Source organism: Chromobacterium paludis, from assembly GCF_008275125.1.
GTDB classification, from domain to species: domain Bacteria; phylum Pseudomonadota; class Gammaproteobacteria; order Burkholderiales; family Chromobacteriaceae; genus Chromobacterium; species Chromobacterium paludis.
In genome coordinates, this window is the sequence record NZ_CP043473.1 from 1,430,362 (window position 1) to 1,446,790 (window position 16,429).

The 16,429-nt window shown below is 64.9% G+C and carries 7 protein-coding genes; 4 read left to right on the forward strand and 3 right to left on the reverse strand.

The features are described from left to right. Positions 1-168: 168 nt before the first annotated feature. From FYK34_RS06495 to FYK34_RS06505, 3 genes are all read right to left on the reverse strand, one after another. A complete protein-coding gene (locus tag FYK34_RS06495; protein WP_168209662.1) occupies positions 169-3,174 on the reverse strand; it encodes a hybrid sensor histidine kinase/response regulator in 3,006 nt (1,001 codons plus the stop codon). After that, positions 3,171-4,136: a TRAP transporter substrate-binding protein gene (locus FYK34_RS06500; RefSeq protein ID WP_149295608.1), complete on the reverse strand. Its 966-nt coding sequence runs from the start codon at positions 4,134-4,136 to the stop codon at positions 3,171-3,173. The genes FYK34_RS06495 and FYK34_RS06500 overlap by 4 nt, the downstream gene beginning before the upstream one ends. Before the next feature lie 389 nt (positions 4,137-4,525). Then, positions 4,526-10,228: an Ig-like domain-containing alpha-2-macroglobulin family protein gene (locus FYK34_RS06505; RefSeq protein WP_149295609.1), complete on the reverse strand. Its 5,703-nt coding sequence runs from the start codon at positions 10,226-10,228 to the stop codon at positions 4,526-4,528. Between the two features lie 378 nt (positions 10,229-10,606). Between FYK34_RS06505 and tig the strand changes: the two genes are divergently transcribed. The 4 genes from tig to lon all read left to right on the forward strand — a co-directional run bounded on the left by tig (position 10,607) and on the right by lon (position 16,422). Further along, a complete protein-coding gene (tig, locus tag FYK34_RS06510; protein ID WP_149295610.1) occupies positions 10,607-11,914 on the forward strand; it encodes a trigger factor in 1,308 nt (435 codons plus the stop codon). A 20-nt stretch (positions 11,915-11,934) separates the two neighbouring features. After that, a complete protein-coding gene (gene clpP, locus FYK34_RS06515; RefSeq protein ID WP_011136105.1) occupies positions 11,935-12,567 on the forward strand; it encodes an ATP-dependent Clp endopeptidase proteolytic subunit ClpP in 633 nt (210 codons plus the stop codon). Between the two features lie 16 nt (positions 12,568-12,583). After that, positions 12,584-13,864, forward strand: a complete 1,281-nt coding sequence (clpX, locus tag FYK34_RS06520) for an ATP-dependent Clp protease ATP-binding subunit ClpX (RefSeq protein ID WP_149295611.1) — start codon at positions 12,584-12,586, stop codon at positions 13,862-13,864. A gap of 143 nt (positions 13,865-14,007) precedes the next feature. Continuing rightward, the gene (lon, locus tag FYK34_RS06525) at positions 14,008-16,422 is read left to right on the forward strand and encodes an endopeptidase La (RefSeq protein WP_149295612.1); all 2,415 of its coding nucleotides are present in this window, start codon (positions 14,008-14,010) and stop codon (positions 16,420-16,422) included. Positions 16,423-16,429 lie beyond the last annotated feature (7 nt).

Sequence of the window (16,429 nt, forward strand, 5' to 3'; positions counted from 1 at the left end):
GATGAAGTATGGGGGAACACCGCAGATGATACGGCAAGCCAGCGCGCTGTCGCGCCGATTTCGGCGTGGATGGCGCGTTAAACCCATGTTTTCATGCCAGACCATGCCAGTCGCGCGCGGGCTTGCGTCGGCGCCGACATGTTCCGCGCACAGGCCGTCTGGCGCAGGTCAAGCAGGCGGGCGCGGCTCGTCCGGCGGCGTGGAAAGCAGGCCGCGGCAGGCGGTGAAGTCCAGTCTTTGCATCGCCTGGTCAGCCTGGGCCATCCGTTCTGGGCCGAATTCGCTCAAAAGCGCCGGCCGCAGCGATGCATAGCGATCGCAGGCCGCGACGTTGCTTTGCGACAATAGGGCAAGCAAGTCGTTCAGGTCAGAAGCTTGCAGAGAAGCCGGGGCGGAGGGGGAAGGGGGCGGCGGCGCGGCGGCGCAAAGTTGCCGGGCGGTTTGCAGCATGGTCTCGTATTCATGTTCCAGCGTGGCCCATAACGGGAGGCAGGCTGCCCGGCTCAGCGTTCCAACAGAGTGCTCTAGCGTCTGCGTCACCTGTATCAGGCCGGGGCCGCCCAGCAAGCCCATGGAGCCGCGCATATTGTGCAGCCCCTGCTTGAGTTCGTCGAAGCGGTTTGCCTCCCACGCGCTTTGCAGCGCCTGAAGCGGGGCGCGCGCCTGCTGCGCGACGTGCCTGGCCACGCTGAGCATGACCGCGTCGACCGCCATGTCGGCAAGGTGTTCCGGCGGCGCCTTGCTGGCCGGCGGCGCGGGGGCGGCTTGGGCGTCGGATGCCTGGCGGCGCGGAGCCAGGTGCTGCGACAAGACCGCGAACAGTTGCGGGACGTCGATTGGCTTGCCGACAAAGTCATCCATGCCGGCCTCGCGGCAACGGGCGCGTTCCTCTTGCATCACGCCGGCGCTCATAGCCACGATGGGCAAGCGCAAACCCAGCTCCTCCCGGATCTTCCGCGTGGCGCCATAACCATCCAATATCGGCATCTGCACGTCCATCAGCACCAGGTCGAAGGCGTCGGGCTGCTGTCGCAGCCTTTCCACGGCCTCCTCTCCATTGGCGGCGATCTCCACTCGAGCCCCGGTTGGCTTCAATAAGGCGACGGCCACGGACTGGTTGAATGGATTGTCCTCGACCAGCAGCAGTCGCGCGCCATCGAGATCAATCGCTTCGACCGCGTTGCCTCCGGGGGCGGCGTGAGCGCCATCGCCCCGGCGGCGCGCCTTCGCCTCCATGACGGCATCGAACAGGCTGGAGCCGGTGATCGGCTTATGCAGCACGGCGTCCGCCGGATGCGCCAGACTGGAAGCATCGAGCGAATCTCGGGCAAAGGCGTTCACCATCGCCACCACCGGCAGGTTGCGGCAGCCGGCTTCGCGCAGCTTTCTGAGCAGACTCAGTCCGTTCATGTCCGGCATGGCCCAATCCGCCAGGATCAGGTCGAAAGCTTCGCTCCTGTTGGCGCGCGCCTGCTGCAGGCGCAGGGCGTCTTGTCCGCTGGCGACGCACTCCACGTCCCAGCGCCAGGCCTCCATGATGGCCTGCAGGCATTCGCGGCTGTGCGGATTGTCGTCCGCCACCAGCGCCCGCATGCGCCCCATGCCGACGGCGTGCGTGGGCGCTTGGGGCGCGGATTCCGGGCAGCCAAGCGCGATGTCGAACCAGAAGCGGCTTCCCGCGCCCAATTGGCTTTCCAGCTGCAAGGTGCCGCCCATCAGTTCTATCAGGTGCCGCGAGATCGCGAGCCCGAGTCCGGTGCCGCCGAAGCGGCGGGTGGTGGAGCCATCGGCCTGGCTAAACGGCTGGAATAGCATCGCTTGCTGCGCAGGGGAAATGCCGATGCCGGTATCGCTGACCGCGAAGCGCAAGGTCGCCCGGTCCCCCTCGCGCTGGCGCAGGGTCACCTCGACCGCGACCTCGCCCGTCTCCGTGAATTTGATCGCATTCCCCGCCAGGTTCACCAGCACCTGCTGCCAGCGCATGTCGTCGCCATGCAGCGTTTGAGGTACGTCTGGCGATACGCTCAGGATCAGTTCGATAGGCTTGTTGCCGGCATACATGGCCATGATGCCGCCCAAGGCGTTGAGCATGTTGTCCAGCTGAAAGCGTTCCGGCGTCAGCGTCATGCGGCCGGCTTCGATTTTGGAAAAGTCCAGAATGTCGTTGATGATGCCAAGCAGCGAGTGGCCGGAAAGGCGCAGCATTTCCAGGTATCGGCGCTGCTCGGCATTGAGAGGCGACGTTCCCAGCACATGAGTCATGCCCAGAATCGCGTTGATCGGCGTGCGGATCTCGTGGCTCACGTTGGCGACGAAGGCGCTCTTGGCCTGGGTGGCCGCGACGGCCGCCTCCTTGGCCGTTTGCAGTTCGGCGGTGCGTTCGGCGACCAGCTCCTCCAGATGATCGCGATTATGGGCCAGCGCCCGTTCCGCCTGGGCGCGCTGCTTCACCTCTTGCTGAAGCGCGCCGATGGCGGCTTCCCGCGCCGTGTCGTGTTGCAATATGGTGCGCAGCGTGATCAGGGCGGTGAGCCAGATCGCCAGCGTCGCGGCGACCGCCGCCAGCAGCGAAATCAGGCCTTGGTCATGAATCTGCTGGTCTATGCTCTGGCTGGCGTGCTCGATGCCCTTGCGGCTGGTCTCCGTCAGCCGGTTGATCGCCAACGCGAGCAATTTGTCGTTTTCGTCGCCCAGCAGAAAGGCGAGTTCGGCATCGCTGGCGCCTGCGGCGCGCGCGTTTTGCAGGCGCTGCAAGTCGCCGGCATAGGCCTGCAGATAGGCGTCGACCCGCCCCAGCAATTGGCGCGATTCCTCATTGAGCGGCCCGCTGGCGCGGTATTCGCGCAAGGCCGCGGCGATCTGCGACAGCTCCAGTTTGAAGCGATCGCCGTCGCTGCCGCCGCCGTGCTTGAACTTGCTCAGATACAGGTTGGCAAAGCCCAGATGCTGGGTGCAGCTCAGCATCAGCTGATAGCGTTTGGACATGACCCGCGACACGTCGTACCACTGATCCGCCAGCCTAGACTGCATCCAGACCGAAAGCAGCACGACTCCCAGCACAATCGTCAAGGTGGCGGAGAAACCCAGCATGATGCTGCGGCGCGGCGATAAGCGCCGGCTGGAGCCTTGCCTTGCGGCGGCGGCCAGGCGCGGAGAAAGGCCAGGCAAACTCACTTTGCCGCTTCCATGACGATGCGCAGGAATGGGCCGGCCGGGCTGGCCAGCCACTTGTCGTAGAGGGGGCGGCATGCCGCGATGAAAGGGGCTTTGTCGACCGCTTGCACTTTCATGCCCAGGCGAATCAGCTGGTCCAGAGCCGCCTTGTTGGCCTGTTGAGACAGGCTGCGCTGATATGCCGTCGCTTCGCGCGCGGCGGCCAGGATCAGCGCTTTGTCGCCTGGCGACAAGGTCTTCCAGCGTTTGCGCGCCATCACGAATGGCGTCACCTCGTACTTATGCCCGGTCAGGCTCAGGTATTTCTGAACCTGGTAGAGTTTTCCGTCCAGGATGTTCACCAGAGGATTCTCCTGTCCGTCCACCACTTTTTGCTGCAAGGCGTTGTAGACGTCCGCCCACTCGATTTGGCGGGCCTGCGCGCCCAGGCTCTGGATCAAATCGACGGTGACGGGGTCGGGCGGCGTGCGGATGCGCAGACCGCGCAGGTCCGCCGGCGAGACGATGGGGCGCACATTGTTGCTGATCTGGCGGATGCCGTTGTCCCAAAAGCCAAGCACCTGAAACCCCTGCGCCGCCGAGTGTTCCGCCAGTAGCTTGCCGGCGGGCCCGTCCAACACCTTCCAGGCGGCTTCGGCGCTGGGGAACAGGAAGGGCATGCCCAGGACCGCGTATTCCGGAACCACTTTCGAGAGCGCGCCCTGGCTGTTGGCCGACATGTCCAAGGTGCCGTCGCGCATCGCGTTCACCATGGTCGCGTCATCGCCCATGCTGGCGGCGGGGAAGACTTCAACCATTATGCGGCCATGGCTGGATGTGGCCACCAGCTCGGCGAAACGCAGCGCGGCCAGCTGGCGCGGATGGTCGATCGCGGCGCCGTGCGCCAGCGTCAGCCGCAGGGTGTCTTCCGCATGGGCGAAGGACACGCAGCAGAGAGAGAGCAAAAGCAGGAGCCATTTCACTGCTGCACCCTTCCGTTACACAGACAAAGCTTGGTGTGGTTTGCGTTGCGGTATGGCGGACGGCATCCCCGGCGCCAGCCTGCCCGGGCGGCGATCGCTTGGCTGGCATCGGCCTTGCCGAGCCATTCCAGCCGGCTGCGCAATGGACCCAGCCAATCCGCGAGGGGCGCCGATGGCCAGCCCTGTAATGCTCGTTGTAGACCTTTGCGCGGCCGACTTCGAGCATGCCGCGCCGGAATGCGCTGCGCATCGCGGGCGCGCCAGCTGTTTGGGATGGCGCGGCGCGTGACAGCTGCGGGGCGGACGCGCAGCGTGCGGACGCTTCGCCGCGTCTTGGGCGGGCATGACCGCGGCGCGCCTCGACCTGGCGATGCGAAGCGCCCTTGGCCTTACTTTCCGCCCCCCGTCACCTTGAACGGCTCATTGGGCGACATGCCGAACACGTCCGGCGCGTACATCGCCTCCACTCGCGTCGGCGGCAGCTTGAAGGTTCCCGGATTGTTCAGCCGCATCGTGTATTCCACTTTCAGCTCGCCGCGCGGCACGTAGCTGTAGTAGGCGCGGTAGCCGGCGAAGCGGCGTTCGATGTAGTCGGCGTAGTCGCCGCCGTTGCCGGACTTGGCGTCGATGGCCGAGTCGCGGCCCAGGCCGCCGCCCTGGATCGCCGCGCCGGCCGGAATCGGGTCGTCCACCACCACCCAGCTCATGTCGCTCTGCGCCTGTATGGCCAGCGTCACCTTGACCACATCGCCGGGCTGGTATTGGCCCGCCGCCTTCTGGCTGACCGGCGTCAGCGTCTTCTTGATGCTGTAGCCGGCGTAACGCGCGGTTTTCAGCGGGATGGCGGCTTCGGCCTGGATGGTGGCCCACGGTGCGCCTGCGCCGGCGTGCTTGAGCTGCAGGCTGCCGGCGGCTGCCGGCCAGGGCAGCAGGCCCAGTTGCTTGACGCCTTCCTGCGGCCAGGCAAGGCTCAGGCTGGTTTTGCCGAGGGTGGCGCGAGTCTGGCCCGACACCGGCGCGGTTTCGAACTGGCGCGAGAACTGCGCGGCGGCCAGCGATCCCCACAGATTGGCGGTGGTGGTGCTCCAGTGGCCTTTTTGCTGGCGGGCGAGCAGGCCGGTCAGCAGGCGCGGCATGTCGGCCTGCCAGTCCGGCAGCTTGCGCGCGGCCAGCAGCAGCTTGGCGGCGTTGACGTCGCCGTTGCCCATCAGCCACCAGGCGTTGTCGCCGGCCTCGGTGCTGAAGCCCATCTTGGTGCCTTGGTAGCTCAGGCGGGCGCGCAGCAGGTTGGAGGCTTCCGCGCTGCGGCCGGCGCGTTGGGGGATGTCCGCCGCGCGGTTCAGCAGCGACAGCCAGTCCACCAGCATGGCGGTGCCCATCTTCTGCGGGTTCAGGTCCAGCACGTCCAGCATGGCTGGGCGGAAGCGGCCGTAGCGCGACAGCGCGTCCATCGCGGCCAGGCGGCGCGCGTCGGCGTCCTGGCGGCGGGTGGGCAGGTCGCGCTTGAGCTTGCCTTCGACGAAGGCGGACAGGCCGTCCAGCATTTTGCCGCGCGGACCTTCCGGGATGGCCATGCCGGATTCGTCGGCCACGGACAGCAGATAGCTGGTCAGCACGTCGCTGCCGCGGTCCGGCGCGCCTTCGCCCAGCGGGAAATAGGCGGCCAGGCCGTTGCCGTCCAGATACAGCGGCAGCTCGCTCATCAGTTGCTCCCAGCGCTTGGCGTCGGCCAGGCCGATGGCGATGGAGCTGCGCTGCTCCAGGCAGGCGTAGGGGTAGTCCTCGAACCAGCGGCGCACGCCGGGCAGGCTGTCGCCCAGTTTGGCCTGCAGGCTGACGCGGATGCCGCCGCGGCCCGGCAGCGCGCCCGGCGGCGGCGCCACGGGGATGGCCAGTTCGGGCGACACGCGTTGCAGCGTGGCCTGTTCCACCGTCACCGGCACGGCGGGGGCTATCTGCTGCTTGACCGCCAGCTTGTCCGCGGCCTTGCCGTCCACCTGCTGGGCGGCGAAGGTCCATTGCGCCTCCTTCAAGCCTTCCGGCACCGTCACGTTCCAGCTGACCAGCCGCGCCTCGCCCGCCGGCAGGCTGATTTCCCGGGCCGGCAGCGCCGGGAAGCCGGACGCGGCGGCGGACACCTTGACCTTCAGCGGCTTGTCGCCGCCGTTGCGCACGGTGACGCCGGCCTGGAACTGGTCGCCTTCGCGCGCCAGCGGCGGGATGCCGGAGCTCAGCTGCAGGTCTTGGGTGACGTTGATGTCGGCCTCGCCGGTGCCGAACATGTCATTGCCGATATCGGCCACCGCCACCAGGCGGAAGCGGGTGAGGGCGTCGTTGATCGTCACTTTGACGCGGGCGCTGCCGTTGGCGTCCAATTTCACGCTGGGTTGCCAGGTGAGCAGGGTGTCCAGCAGCTCGCGCGTCGGCGCTTTGCCGCCGCCGCCGCCCGGCGGCAGCGATTTGCGGCCGTAGTGGCGCTTGCCCACCACCTGCATCTGCGCGGTGGCGGTTTCCACGCCGTAGCTGTGGCGCTGGTACATCGCCTGCATCAGCTCCCAGCTGTGATTGGGCTGCAGTTCCAGCAGCGCTTCGTCGACGGCGGCGAAGGCCACCTCGGTGCCGGCCGGCGCCGGCTTGCCATTGGGCAGCTTCACCTTGACGACGACTTCGGCGGTCTCGCGGATGCCGTAGCTCTTCTTGGCCGGCGTCACTTCCACGCTCAGCCGTTTGGCGGCGTCGCCCACCTGTATCTCGGTGATGCCGTATTTGAAGGCCGGGCGCGACAGGTCCACCATCGCGGTCGGCGGCGCATAATCGCCGCCTTCGTTCCAGTAGGCGTCCCACCATTCCGACGGGCTTTTCCAGCCCCAGGTGAAGAACGAGTACCACGGCACGTCGCGCACGCGGCCGCGCACGGCCAGCACCGACACGTAGACGTTGGGCGTCCAGTCCGGGCCAACTTTCAGTTCTACCGTCGGGTCCTTGCCCTCCAGCTCCACCACGCGGGTTTCCAGGATGCCTTCGCGCTCGATGGCCAGCCAGGCGGTGGCTTTGCGGAAGGGCATGCGCACCTGGAAGCGGGCGGTTTCGCCGGGCAGATAGCTGGTTTTCTCGGGCAGGATGTCGATGCGGTCGTTGTTGTCGACGTCGAACCACAGCTCGTCATGCTTGCTGACCCACACCGATTGCGCGGCCTGGGCGACGTTGCCCTGGCCATCCTTGGCTTCGGCGATCAGCTCCATGTCGCCGGCGTCCTTGAGGTTGATGTCGCAGAACACCAGGCCGCGGGCGTCGGACGTACCGCTGCACACCTTGCCCTTGTCGTCGGTTTCCTCGTTGTGGTCCCAGGCGTAGAAGCCGCCGACCAGCCGCTTGCGGCTGGACAGGTAGCGGTGCTCGCGCAGCGTCACCTTGACGTCCTGGTTGGCGACGGGTTTGCCCGCGGTGTCCAGCACCACGGCTTTCAGTTTCAGCGCGCGGCCGGCGGTGATCCAGCTGTCGACGCTGACGCCCACCTGCAGCGCGGCCGGCCACAGCGGGATGCGGCGGGTGAGGGTCTGGGTTTCGCCGTTGGGATCGCGGTAGGCGGCCTCGGTCACCAGATCGTAGCGGCGGTCCAGCTTGGGCAGCTTGTCGATAGCCACCTTGCCGTTGCCGTTGGCGTCCAGCTTCAGCGCGGCCTTGTCCAGCACCACCTTGCCATCGAGCGAGCCATCGCTGTTTTCGCGGCTGCGCTGCGGCGGCGAGAAGCTGAAGCCGTCGTAGGCCTTGAAGTGGGTATAGCTGTCGGCCAGCATCGCGCTGACCTCCACCGGCCAGTCCTTGGCCGGGCCGCCGTTGCCCCAGGACATCGACACGTTCAGCGGCACTTGTTTGGCGCCGATATTGGCGCCCTTGGCGGTGAAAATGCGGCCGGTCATCACCGGCAGGCGGAATTCCTCGACGCGGAAGCCGCCGCTGCGCAGCGAGTAGCCGTCCAACTCCGGACTGGCCGGTTTGGCCTTGTCGTCCGGGCCGCGCGTGCCCTTGCGTTCCAGATACAGCGTGTACTCGCCCAGCTTGGCCTCCTTCGGCAGCGCGTAGCTGCTTTCGGCGTAGCGGCCGTTGCGCCAGGTTAGCGGCAGCGTGATCTCGTCGCCGCTGCCGTCATGGACGATGCGCAGTTGTTGCGGCAGCTGGCCGGGTTTCAGCTGAACCAGGCCCTTGCCGGCCTGCACTCGCAGCAGATGCTTCATCGACACCGTTTCGCCGGCGCGGAACAGCGGGCGGTCCAGGATGGTATGGGCCAGGATGGACGGGCTGTCGTTCCACTGGGTGGGGAAGGGGAAGCGCCAGGACTCGATGCCGCGGTTCCAGCCGGAGCGGACGAAGGACACGTCTTCGTTGCCCTGCGCGTCCTTGGCGCGGGCGGTGACGAACAGGCCGAACAACTCCTCGTCGGACGAGCATTCGCCGCCGTTCAGCTGTTTGTTGATGTTGGCGATGCCGTTTTTGTCGGTCTTGCCGGACCATAGCGCTTCGCCCTTGCAGTCATAGACGCTGATTTTGGCGTCGGGCACCGGCTTGCCCTTGTCCAGCGTGGTGACCCACACCGACGCGTTTTCGCCGGAGCGCTTCAGGTGCACGGCCATATTGGTGACGAGGGCGGCGGTGCGCACGTACATCGGCTTGTCCGCGCCCAGCAGCGACTTGCCCAGCAGGCGGGACGATACCTCCACCACGTAGAGGCCGGGCTTGGGCAGCGGGATGCCCACCACCTCGAACGACCACTTGCCGTTCTTGTCCGGCTGGGTCGGCAGCTTCAGCGCCGCGGCGTCGCGGTTTTTATTCAGCAACGACACGCGCCGGCTCTCTATGGTTTTGTCCTTGCCGGCGGGCAGATGGCTTTCATGGTAGCGCTGCACCTTGGCCAGCCACTCCATCATGTCGGCGTCTCGGGTCAGGCGCAGCGCCTGGCCGCCCAGCTGTACCGACTGGACTTTCAGGTTGGCTTCCACGCCGCGCAGCGTGATCGGCAAGGCGGCGTCGGCGCCGGACTCGATGATGCCGAACGGCGCGGCGGCGAATTTGGCCAGCGGCGGGTAGTCGCCCAGCTTGAACGCGAGCGGGAAGCGGCCGGCGTTGACCAGCGGCCGGCCCACTTCGTCGCGGAAGTCCTTGGGCAGCGTCAGCGTCAAGGTTTCCAGCGGCGGGAACGGCGGTGCGAAGCTGACGCTGTCCACCGGCTCGCCCTTGCTGCGCGCTTGCGGTTGGGGCGCGCGCTCGGCGCCGCCGCCGGATAGCCGCACCGCCATCGCCAGCTTTTCCGGCACCGGCGAACTGAAGTTAAGGACGATGGGCTTGAACGGAATGCAGGCGCCCTTGGCGCTCTCGCGCTGGCAACTCATATTGGCGCTGAAGGCGGGGCGCACCTGGAAATCCAGCTTGTCCGGCTTGCCGGCGCCGCGCAGGTGGACCAGCGACAGCTTGCTGTCCGGCGCCAGGCGCTGGTCGCAGCGCACGGTCAGCACGCGGGCAGCGTCTTTTTGCAGGTCCAGGTGCTTGAGCAGCGCCGCGCGGTCTGAGAGGTCCAGCGGCCTAACCGGTATGCGCTCGGCCAGGCTGGACGATTGGCAGTACAGCGAGGACGGCGACACATTGGCGGCGTTGAAGCGCAACGCGAAGGCTTGATCTTCCTCGATCCTGCCCTCGCTTGGCCAATGCCGGCCGACGATGGGCAGGCCGGTGAAGAAGCGGAAGGCTGGTCCGGCCACCGGATTGCCCTGCATGTCCTTCAGGCCGGGCTTCAGCGTGAAGCGGCAGTCGGTGTTGGCGGCCGGGCTTGCCGGCAAGTCCAGCGCCCAGGTCTTGTCGTCCACCCAATGGGCCTTGCCTTTCAGGCGGCAACTCCAGGAAAAAGGCGCCGGCGCGGCGCTGTTGCCCAGCGGGATCATGCTGGCGGAGAAGGTGGCGCGCACCTGGCTTATGTTATTCACTTCGCCCTGCGGGCTGAAGGTGACCACGCCGGCGGCGGCCGCTCCGGCCAGCGCAAGCAAGGAAAGGGGCGCGGCGCGGCGCAGCAAGGCGAGCAGGGAGCGAGGGCGTGAAATCATGGGTCGGCGCGGTCCGGGGATTGATCGGCAAATACCTTGGGAATACTTTGCCGGAGAAGCAATGGCAATTTGCATGACTTAACATCTTAGCAGACGAGCGGCAACGCCGGGTTTCGAGGCGGGAATTCTCTTGCAATATCAATCCGCAATCGTTCCTCGCTCCCGGGCCAGCGCAGGGAGCGGGCGGCGCGGCACGCCCGGAAGCCGCGCCGCTCAAGGCGGCAAGGGGCAGACAAGCTTGCGAGCCGTGATATACTGTTCGTTTCGTTGGGTGCGTGGTGTAACTCCACGCAGCGTCCGATGATCGCCGGCAGAGGCCGGCGGCGGGCGTCGTACCGTCCCAGATGACTACAACCTGTCACACTCTAAGGAATCAACATGCAAGTACAGCTGGAAACTCTGAGCAATCTTGAGCGCCGTATCAACATCGCCCTGCCGATGGCCGCCATCGAAGCGCAAGTGGCCGAGCGCCTGAAGCGCGTAGCGCGCGGCGCCAAGATCCAAGGTTTCCGCCCGGGCAAGGCTCCGCTGAAGATCGTGGAAATGAACTACGGCGCCCAGGTGCGTGAAGAAGTGATGGGTGAACAGGTTCAGCAAGGCTTCTACCAAGCCGTGACCGAACAAAGCCTGCGCGTGGCCGGTTACCCGCGCTTCGAGCCGGTGGCCGCTGGTGACGACAAGGAAAACTTCAAGTTTGCCGCCACTTTTGAAATCTACCCGGAAGTGAAAGTGGGCGAGCTGGCCGGCAAGGAAATCGAAAAGCCGACCGTGAACGTGGGCGATGCCGAAATCGAAAAAACCATCGACATCCTGCGCAAGCAGCGCACCCGTTTCAACCGCGTTGAGCGCGAAGCCGCCGAAGGCGACCGCGTGATCATCGACTTCAAGGGCGTGATCGACGGCGTGGCCTTCGAAGGCGGCTCCGCCGAGAACTTCCCGTTCGTGCTGGGCCAAGGCCAGATGCTGCCGGAATTCGAAGCCGGCGTGATCGGCGCCAAGGAAGGCGACATCAAGAGCGTGGAAGTGAACTTCCCGGCCGACTACCATGGCAAGGACGTGGCCGGCAAAACCGCCGTGTTCGAAATCCTGGTGAAGAACGTGGCTGAGGCCGTGCTGCCGGAAGTGGACGCCGACTTCGCCAAGGCCCTGGGCATCGCCGAAGGCGACGTGGAAAAGATGCGCGGCGAAATCCGCAAGAACGTCGAGCGCGAAGTGAAGCGCCGCCTGCAGGCCCGCACCAAGGAAAACGTGATGCAGGCCCTGATCGACGCCACCGAGATCGAGCTGCCGAAGGCGCTGGTGAATCTGGAAATCGGCCGTCTGGTCGAGCAGGCCCGCCGCGAAATGCAACAGCGCGGCATGAACGTCAAAGACATGCCGTTCCCGCCGGAACTGTTCGCCGCGCAAGCCGAACGCCGCGTCAAGCTGGGCCTGATCCTGTCTGAAGTGGTGGAAGCCAACAAGCTGGAAGCCAAGCCGGAGCAGGTTCGCGCCATGATCACCGAGTTCGCCGACAGCTACGAGCAGCCGGAAGACGTGCTGGCCTGGTACTACGAGAGCGCCGACCGCCTGGAAGGCCCGACCTCCATGGTCCTGGAAGACAATGTGGTTGAATTTGTGCTGTCTCAGGCCAATGTTGTAGCGAAGGAGCTGTCCTTCGACGAACTGATGGGCAGCCAAGCCTGATAACCAAATTGGAGTGGCCGATGAAATCTATGATGGAACCGCAAGGTCTGGGCTTGGTGCCCATGGTGGTGGAGCAGAGTGGTCGAGGCGAGCGCGCCTATGACATCTACTCGCGCCTCTTGAAGGAGCGCATTGTCTTCCTGGTCGGCCCCGTCACCGACGAGTCGGCCAACCTGGTTGTGGCGCAGATGCTGTTTCTGGAGTCGGAAAATCCGGACAAGGACATCCATTTCTACATCAACTCGCCGGGCGGCTCCATCACCGCCGGCATGTCGATTTACGATACGATGAACTTCATCAAGCCGGATGTTTCCACGCTATGCATCGGGCAGGCGGCCAGCATGGGCGCTTTCCTGCTGGCGGCAGGCACCCATGGCAAGCGTTTCGCGCTGGAAAACAGCCGGGTGATGATTCACCAGCCGCTGCTGTACGGCGGCGGCCTGTCCGGCCAGGTGACCGACATCGAGATCCACGCCCGCGAGCTGGTCAAGGTGAAGGCCAAGATGAACGAGCTGTTGGCCAAGCATTCCGGCCAGACGCTGGAACGGGTGCAGTCCGACACCGAGCGCGACAACTTCATGTCCGCCGAAGAGGCCCGCGCCTACGGCATGATCGATAAAGTGCTGTCTTCCCGCCGGGATGTGACGGCCTAAGTAGTGGAATTGGCTAATGGCTGACAAAAACAGCAACGAAAAGCTTCTCTATTGCTCTTTCTGCGGAAAGAGCCAGCACGAGGTGCAGCGGCTGATCGCCGGCCCGCAGGTGTTCATTTGCAATGAATGCGTCGAGCTGTGCAACGACATCATCCGCGAGGAGCTGGAAAAAGGCAGCACCATGGAAGTGGTGGGCGGCACGGCGGCGGAGCACCCGCTGCCGACGCCGCAGGAGATTCGCGCGGACCTGGACCAGTACATCATCGGCCAGGACTTCGCCAAGAAGACCCTGTCTGTGGCGGTGTACAACCACTACAAGCGGCTGTACAACAAGGGCAGCAAGGACGACGTCGAGCTGGCCAAGAGCAATATCCTCCTGATCGGCCCGACCGGCTCAGGCAAGACGCTGCTGGCCCAGTCGCTGGCTCGCCTCTTGGATGTGCCCTTCGTCATCGCCGACGCCACCACGCTGACCGAGGCGGGCTATGTGGGCGAGGATGTCGAGCACATCATCCAGAAACTGCTGCAGAAGTGCGACTACGACGTGGACAAGGCCCAGCGCGGCATCGTTTACATCGACGAGATCGACAAGATTTCGCGCAAGTCGGAAAACCCGTCCATCACCCGCGACGTATCGGGCGAGGGCGTGCAGCAGGCGCTGCTGAAGCTGATCGAGGGCACGGTGGCCTCGGTGCCGCCGCAAGGCGGGCGCAAGCATCCGAACCAGGAGTTCATCCAGGTCGACACCACCAACATCCTGTTCATCTGCGGCGGGGCTTTCGATGGTCTGGACAAGATCATCCGCCAACGCTCCGAAAAGGGCGGCATCGGCTTCGGCGCCGAAGTCTCCTCCAAGGACGACGGCAAGAGCCTGACCAAGCTGTTCCAGGAAGTCGAGCCGCAGGACATCATCCGCTTCGGCCTGATTCCGGAGCTGATTGGTCGTCTGCCGGTGGTGGCCACGCTGGAGGAGCTGGATGAGGAGGCGCTGGTCTCCATCCTGACCCAGCCCAAGAACGCGCTGATCAAGCAGTATCAGAGGCTGTTCTCGCTGGAAACGGTGGAGTTGGAGGTGCGTCCGTCGGCGCTGCGCGTGATCGCCAAGCAGGCGCTCGCCCGCAAGACCGGCGCCCGCGGCCTGCGCTCCATACTGGAGCGCGCGCTGCTCGACACCATGTACGAGCTGCCGTCCATGCAGGACGTCGAAAAAGTCGTGGTGGACGAGAAGGTGATCGAGAAGGGCGACAAGCCGCTTTTCATCTACCGCGACGGCGGCGGTGTGGCACAATCCGCCTGAAGGCCTGGTCTGAATGACTGAACCGCCCGGCTGGGCGGTTTTTTATTTGTCAGTGGCGCAATCTGTTTTAGTATGGGGTGTTGATATTCTGGCCTTTCGCCCCATTTTCCAAGCATTGTTTTCCCAAGCTAAGGTTAGGTGATATGCCGCAACCCGCAGAAATTCTAGAAGAGACCACGCTGCCCTTGTTGCCCTTGCGCGACGTGGTGGTCTTTCCCCATATGGTCATTCCGCTGTTCGTCGGACGGGCCAAGTCGATCCGTGCGCTGGAACTGGCCATGGACGAAGGCAAGCAGATCCTGCTGGTGGCCCAGCGCTCCGCCTCCAAGGACGAACCGTCCGCCGAGGATCTTTACGGCGTTGGCACCATCGCGGCGGTGCTGCAGATGCTCAAGCTGCCGGACGGCACGGTCAAGGTGCTGGTCGAGGGCCGTCAGCGCGCCACCATCAAGCAGGTCAGCGAAGAGGAAGGCTGCTTCGTCGCGGAATTCTCCCCGCTGTCCAGCGAACTGGAAGAATCCAATGAGACCGAGGCGATGCGCCGCGCCTTGCTGGCCCAGTTCGAGCAGTACGTCAAGCTGAACAAGAAAATCCCGCCCGAGGTCTTGAATTCGCTGGCCGGCATCGACCGCGCCGGCCGCATGGCCGACAGCATCATCGCCCACCTGCCTTTGAAGCTGGAACAAAAGCAGGAAGTGCTGGAGATGTTCGATGTGCAGACGCGCCTCGAGCACTTGATGTCGCAGCTGGAAGGCGAAATCGACATCCTGCAGGTGGAAAAGCGCATCCGCGGCCGCGTCAAGCGCCAGATGGAAAAGAGCCAGCGCGAGTACTACCTGAACGAGCAGGTCAAGGCCATTCAGAAAGAGCTGGGCGAGATGGACGAGGCCAGCGACCTGGACGAGCTGGAGCGCCGCATCAAGGTAGCCGGCATGAGCAAGGAGGCGCGAGAGAAGGCGCAGTCCGAACTCAAGAAACTGAAGATGATGTCGCCGATGTCGGCCGAGGCCACCGTGGTGCGCAACTACATCGACACGCTGCTGGACCTGCCCTGGAAGAAGAAAACCAAGATCAGCAAGGACGTGGCCCAGGCCGAGGAAGTGCTGGACGAGGATCACTTCGGCCTGGAGAAGGTCAAGGAACGCATACTGGAATACCTGGCGGTGCAGCAGCGCGTGGATCGCCTGAAGGCGCCCATCCTGTGCCTGGTGGGCCCCCCGGGCGTCGGCAAGACCTCGCTGGGCCAGTCCATCGCCCGCGCCACCAATCGCAAGTTCGTGCGCATGGCCCTGGGCGGCGTGCGCGACGAATCCGAAATCCGCGGCCATCGCCGCACCTATATCGGCTCCATGCCGGGCAAGGTGCTGCAAAACATGACCAAGGTGGGTGTCAAGAACCCCTTGTTCCTGCTGGATGAGGTGGACAAGCTGGGCGCGGATTTCCGCGGCGATCCGTCTTCCGCGCTGCTGGAAGTGCTGGATCCGGAGCAGAATCATGCTTTCATCGACCATTACGCGGAAGTCGAATACGATTTGTCTGACGTGATGTTCGTGGCTACCGCCAACTCGCTGAACATTCCGCCGGCGCTGCTGGATCGGATGGAGATCATTCGCCTGTCCGGCTACACCGAGGACGAGAAGGTCAACATCGCCCTGAAATACCTGCTGCCCAAGCAGATGCAGGCCAATGGCGTGCAGGAGGGCGAGCTGGCGGTGCAGGAGTCTGCCCTGCGCGACATCGTGCGCTATTACACCCGCGAGGCCGGCGTGCGCAGCCTGGACCGCGAAATCGCCAAGATCTGCCGCAAGGTGGTGACCGGCGCCTTGCTGAAGCCGGGCAAGGCGGGCAAGGTTACGGTTTCGGCCAAGAATCTGGACAAGTACCTGGGCGTGCGGCGCTTCGATTACGGCCTGGCAGAAGAAGAGAACCGCATCGGCCAAGTGACGGGCCTGGCCTGGACCGAGGTGGGCGGCGAGTTGCTGACCATAGAGGCGGTGTCGCTGCCGGGCAAGGGCAATATCGTGCGCACCGGGCAGCTGGGCGAGGTGATGCAGGAGTCGATCACGGCGGCGATGAGCGTGGTGCGCAGCCGGGCGCGCAGCCTTGGCGTCAAGCCGGACTTCTACGAGAAGAGCGACATGCACATCCACGTGCCGGAAGGCGCTACGCCCAAGGATGGCCCCAGCGCGGGCATCGCCATGACCACGGCCATCGTGTCCGTGCTGACCGGCATTCCGGTTCGCGCCGACGTGGCGATGACCGGCGAGATCACGCTGCGCGGCGAGGTCTTGCCCATCGGCGGCCTGAAGGAAAAGCTGCTGGCGGCGCATCGGGGCGGCATCCGCCACGTATTGATCCCCAAGGGCAATGAGAAAGACCTGGTGGAAATTCCGGCTAACATCAAGCAAAAGCTGGAAATCCATCCTGTCAAGTGGATAGACGAGGTGCTGGCGCTGGCGTTGGAGCGCCAACCCGAGGCTTTGTCGCAAGAAGAGCCCGCAGGCGACATTCCGCCAGCGCCGGAGGCGGGCAGCGCGATGCCGGTGCTGAAGCATTAAGAATCAT